Annotated in this window: 6 protein-coding genes and 1 pseudogene; 4 read left to right on the forward strand and 3 right to left on the reverse strand. The window is 31.6% G+C overall.

Going from position 1 to position 5,056, the window contains the following annotated elements; translation table 11 throughout:
• Positions 1 to 408: pseudogene (locus tag WBN21_RS08405) on the forward strand (hypothetical protein); the annotation flags it as partial.
• A 72-nt stretch (positions 409 to 480) separates the two neighbouring features.
• On the opposite strand, the gene lysM reads toward WBN21_RS08405, so the two are convergent.
• Together lysM and WBN21_RS08415 are read right to left on the reverse strand one after the other, a co-directional pair.
• Positions 481 to 978, reverse strand: coding sequence for a peptidoglycan-binding protein LysM (gene lysM / locus WBN21_RS08410; RefSeq protein WP_424199285.1), 498 nt, complete (start codon positions 976 to 978; stop codon positions 481 to 483).
• Between the two features lie 146 nt (positions 979 to 1,124).
• The gene (locus WBN21_RS08415; protein ID WP_424199287.1) at positions 1,125 to 2,066 is read right to left on the reverse strand and encodes a nicotinic acid mononucleotide adenyltransferase; all 942 of its coding nucleotides are present in this window, start codon (positions 2,064 to 2,066) and stop codon (positions 1,125 to 1,127) included.
• Positions 2,067 to 2,277: 211 nt separating this feature from the next.
• On the opposite strand from WBN21_RS08415, the gene WBN21_RS08420 reads away from it, so the two are divergent.
• Positions 2,278 to 3,279 (forward strand): NAD(P)H-dependent glycerol-3-phosphate dehydrogenase, encoded by a 1,002-nt coding sequence (locus WBN21_RS08420; RefSeq protein ID WP_424199295.1) that lies wholly within the window; start codon positions 2,278 to 2,280, stop codon positions 3,277 to 3,279.
• A gap of 229 nt (positions 3,280 to 3,508) precedes the next feature.
• Here the strand turns inward: WBN21_RS08420 and WBN21_RS08425 are convergent, their stop codons facing one another.
• The gene (locus WBN21_RS08425; protein ID WP_424199289.1) at positions 3,509 to 3,904 is read right to left on the reverse strand and encodes a hypothetical protein; all 396 of its coding nucleotides are present in this window, start codon (positions 3,902 to 3,904) and stop codon (positions 3,509 to 3,511) included.
• Between the two features lie 119 nt (positions 3,905 to 4,023).
• On the opposite strand from WBN21_RS08425, the gene WBN21_RS08430 reads away from it, so the two are divergent.
• Both WBN21_RS08430 and WBN21_RS08435 read left to right on the forward strand, forming a co-directional pair.
• Positions 4,024 to 4,728 (forward strand): glycosyltransferase family 2 protein, encoded by a 705-nt coding sequence (locus WBN21_RS08430; RefSeq protein ID WP_424199291.1) that lies wholly within the window; start codon positions 4,024 to 4,026, stop codon positions 4,726 to 4,728.
• A gap of 2 nt (positions 4,729 to 4,730) precedes the next feature.
• Positions 4,731 to 5,056 (forward strand): hypothetical protein (locus WBN21_RS08435; protein WP_424199293.1); only part of this gene is annotated, 326 nt, incomplete at its 3' end.

The raw sequence follows: 5,056 nt of genomic DNA on the forward strand, positions 1-5,056 counted from the left end.
AGCACAAGTGAATATACTCACAATTTTACGGCAATAAATCACGATTCAATAGGGAGAAACTATGTGTTAAAATTTCCATTTGAAATAAAACCCGAACTATTTACCGAAACTGTAAACCCAGAACAAAAAGTTGCTATTGGGCAAAAAGAATTCACATTTAATGGCACACCTAAAACACCCTTCTTTTTTAGCAATTTATCTGGTAACAAAGAAATTAATGCAAAATGGGAATTAACAAACTTAAAGAATAATATTGCTATTGGTGAAACTGGTAGTTTTAAAACTAATAAAGTAAATCTTTGGGGCTCTAAACATGTTATTAGTCCTGAATTGTTTTTTAATATTTTTATTAAACCTGGAGAATCAACCAATTGGTCAAGGACATTTTCCTTTATCAAAATTCAATAAACAAAAAAAAGCCAACTCTTCCAAGCTGGCTCTGAACATAACTTAATTAGCTATTAACTAGGTTCTCATGTTCTAATCTAAAATTGGGATTCTTAATACTTGACCAGGATAAATTTTATCTGGATCGGTAAGCATTGGTTTATTCGCTTCAAAAATAACAGGGTATTTCATAGCGTTACCATAATATGTTTTTGCAATTTTTCCTAATGTATCTCCACTAGCAACTGTATGAAACTTTGCTACTGGCTCTTCGTGTTCAACGGTCATTCTATCATCAACCGTTGCAATTCCATTTGAGTTTCCAACAACTAACACTACTTTTTCTCTTGTAGCTTGATTGTATGCTAATCCAGAAATTGTTGCTGCATCATCATCAATAAAAACTTTTAAACCTTCAACTTGCAACTGTAAATCTGTAATAGTTTCTTCTAATTTTCTAGCAGCAGCTTCTTCTAATTTTAATTCTTTTGCTGCAGCTTCAACAGCAGCCTCTTTTGCTTCTTCAGCATCCGTTTTTCCAATACCAAATACTTTGGCTCCTGCATTTTTAATAAATGAAAATAATCCCATTTTGTAATTTGTTTTAAAGGTTAACAATTATAAGACACCAATATTAGTAATAGGTCACACTAATTATTGAATAAAAAAAAGAAACCGCCTAAAGCTGAGTGCTTTAAACGGTTTCCTAACTAAATAACCAACCAAAATTTTTATTCCTAAATCCTTGTATTCTCTCTAGGATTTTCTACTTTATCTTTTCTAAACTTACGTTTTTTATCTTTTTGAACTTTTTCACCCTTAGTGTTTTCAGCAGATTTTAAATACTGAATGTAACCTCTTCCTTTAAATTCATAAACTGTCTCAGATGCAGGATGATACAATTCTATTTTACTGTCATTTATAACGCTCAATTCAAAATACTCATTGTCTAAGAAGTCATAATCTAATGTTAAAGTTTTTAAATACTCATTTCCATAAACATCACCTACACCATAAATTCCAGTATAATCCCAATATAAGTTGTTCGCATTAAGTCCATTATCATCTTGCGAACTTCTAAAAGTAGAGTCGTTCCCTCCAGCTAAAAACTGTAAATAATTCTCATTGTCAAACTCATTTATAGCTCCAAACTCACTTGTATAGGTTTTTTCCCAAGCTTCATATTCTTGTAAGAAATAATGAATGTTATCGTAGAACACGAAATCATAATCAAAATTGCTTCGTTGATACCCATTTAAAAAGTAAGACGTATCATTATATGGGTTGTATAATTCGATGGTATTATTATCTATTTGATACACATCAAAAGTTGAAAACCCATCAATATCATGCTGCACGTCTAAAATCATATCATAAGCATCATATGCACCAACATCAATTCCGTATCCATTACCATTAGCACCTATTCCAGCAATATTATTGTTGGCATACACAATGCCGTTAATAAATGAAATTGTAAAGGCTTTTTGTAAAAAAGGTGTTTCTCCATAACCTTGCGTCGCATTTATATCAACATACCAAAGTTCATAATTGCGCAATAATTGATTTACAGAAATTGATGGCTCGTTATAATAATCATTACCTGGTATTTCCGTATAGCAAGATGTAAAAAGGGTTGCTGTTAAGGCAAAACCTAAAAGTATTTTTATCGTTTTCATAATATTAACATTTAAGGGTTATTGATTAGGTAGTTTCAAAACGCGTGCCAAAATTTAAGTCGCAGGTTTCAGTAGCAGTCTCCAGCCACTAAATTTCTATCAAAATAAATCTGTCTTTACTCATTATTCTCTTTTCAATATTCTTTTACCAGCCAGTTCTTAAATGGAAAAATATTTATGTATTTTTGAAATAGAAAATGATTCAATACCTATGGATAAACCTTTAAAATATGCCGTCTTTGGTGCAGGAAGTTGGGCAACAGCTATTGTGAAAATGCTTTGCGAAAATTTAAATGAAGTTGGTTGGTATATGCGAAGTGTTTATACTAAAGAGCATTTATTAAAAGAACAACATAACCCGAATTATTTAAGCTCGGTTGAGTTTCATTTAGAGCAACTAAAACTAAGTAATGACATAAATGAAATTGCTGAATATGCCGATGTTTTAATTTTTGTAATCCCATCTGCCTTTATTCATAGCGAATTAGAAAAATTGACTGTCGATATTTCAAAAAAAACCATAGTATCCGCAGTAAAAGGAATTATGCCTGAATCTGGGCTATTGGTTGGCGAACATTTTCATGAAACATATAAAATTCCTTATGATAATATTGCCGTAATCGCTGGGCCTTGCCATGCCGAAGAAGTAGCCTTAGAACGACTATCATACTTAACCATTTCATGTTCTGATGCTAACAAAGCAAAGACTATCGCAAAAACCTTATCAAGCGACTATATAAAAACCAAAACAAGCGACGATATTATTGGTATTGAATATGCCGTAATGCTAAAAAATATATATGCTATTGCAGCAGGAATAGCACACGGTTTAGGTTATGGCGATAATTTTCAAAGTGTATTAATGAGTAATGCCATTCGCGAAATGAAACGCTTTATTAAAAAACGCCATAAAATGAAGCGTAATATTAATAATTCGGCATATTTGGGCGATTTATTGGTAACAGGCTACTCCGTATTTTCACGAAACCGTATGTTTGGAAACATGATAGGTAAAGGCTATACTGTAAAATCGGCACAAATGGAAATGAGCATGGTAGCCGAAGGATATTATGCCACTAAAAGCGCCTATGTACTTAATGAAAAAAGCACAAAAAAAACGAAAATTCCTATTATAGATGCGGTTTACGAGATTTTATATGAAAATAAAAATCCTAAAAAAGTGTTTAGTAAACTAACTGATAAGTTGGATTAATCCATACCCTTGTAAAAGAAAAAAATTCTGAAATTTCGAATTTTAAAACCATTTGGGCGTTACCCTATCGGGTCAGGCTACCTGCCTGCCGGCAGGCAGGTCCGTTACAAGTCCTCGCACCTCCTGCGTCGGGCTGTGGGCTTTTCACTTCTATCCTTAACGCAACCATCCGCTAAAGACATAGCTTTTTAAAACTATTTGCTTAAAGATTCCTTTTTACAAAGGAATTTTACTTCACCAAAACACCTTTAGGTTCCATTAAAGGAATAGGCTGCAAAGCTTTTAAGTTTATCGTATTTTTTCTAAACAAGAAAGTTTTATCAAACATGGCATTACCCTCAAAAAAAGATACTTTAAAAGTATTATTAAGGGCAAACAACTCCTCTTGCATCAACTCAATCTTGGCATAGCTTTTTTTAGGAAGCGTGTCTAATTTTTTTCTAAAAACAGACGTTGTTTTATTTTCAGAATATCCACTTGTAACAATAAGAACCATTTCTAAATCAACTGTTTTGTTGTTAATAATATAAGCGTTCCAGTCTTGGGTTTTGTATATGTCGTTGTATTCGTTTACAATGGCAATGTAAACGTCCTCAACTTTTGGTATTTGGATATCTTTTTTCATAAAACTTATAATTATTGTTCAAAATTACTAATCCAAATTCAATATTTCTAAAAACCTCGACTATTAAACTTTCAATCACAAAAAGTAATTATATTTGAACAATCTTTAAAAAAAAATTAGTGGTTAAAAAATTATCAATTATAATTCCAGTATATAACGAGGCAAAAACAGTTCATTTAATTCTTGATAAAGTAAAAGAGGTTGTTTTACTTAATAACATTAAAAAGGAATTAATCATTGTCAATGATTGTTCAACGGACGGTACAGACAAATCCATCCAAAATTATATAAAAAATAATCCTGATTTTGATATTCACTATTTTGAGCATGAGGTTAATAAGGGGAAGGGTGCTGCCATTCATACGGGAATTAAATTAGCTTCAGGGGAGTTTACCATAATTCAGGATGCCGATTTAGAGTATGACCCACAAGAGTATAATGATTTACTTGCCCCAATAGTAAAAGGCGTTGCCGATGTGGTTTATGGCTCAAGGTTTATGGGTAGCAATCCTCATAGAATCTTGTTTTTTTGGCATAGTATAGGGAATAAATTATTAACGTTTTTCTCAAATATGTGCACTAATTTAAATCTTACAGATATGGAAACCTGTTATAAGATGATTCGAACAGATATTCTTCAAGGGTTTAATTTGAAAGAAAAACGATTTGGTTTTGAACCTGAAGTAACAAGTAAATTATCAAAAATAAAAGGCATTCGTATTTATGAAGTTGGCATTAGTTATTACGGAAGGTCCTACGAAGATGGTAAAAAAATAGGCTGGAAAGATGGTTTTAGAGCCTTGTATTGTATTATAAAATACTAAAAATGATAGCGCTTTTTAGTAATCCAAATTATAAAAATCTTTATTTTGTAATTCCATTATTATTAATTTGGGGATTTCTTTTTCTTAAAAACAGAAAAAGCATATTCAACTTCCGAAAAGCCATTACAACTTACCTTTCCAAAACCTTTAGTATTAATTGGTTATCACTTGTATTCCTATTACTACTTTGTTTTTATGCCATATATCTTCCGCTTTCTTATGACGAAGCTTATACTTTTTTGCAGTTTGTAGATAGATCATTATTTTATGCATTCTGTACATACCCAGCACCAAACAACCATGTTTTCCACTCCATATTTAGTAATTT

It is taken from the genome of Algibacter sp. (genome assembly GCF_049667265.1).
GTDB lineage: Bacteria > Bacteroidota > Bacteroidia > Flavobacteriales > Flavobacteriaceae > Algibacter_B.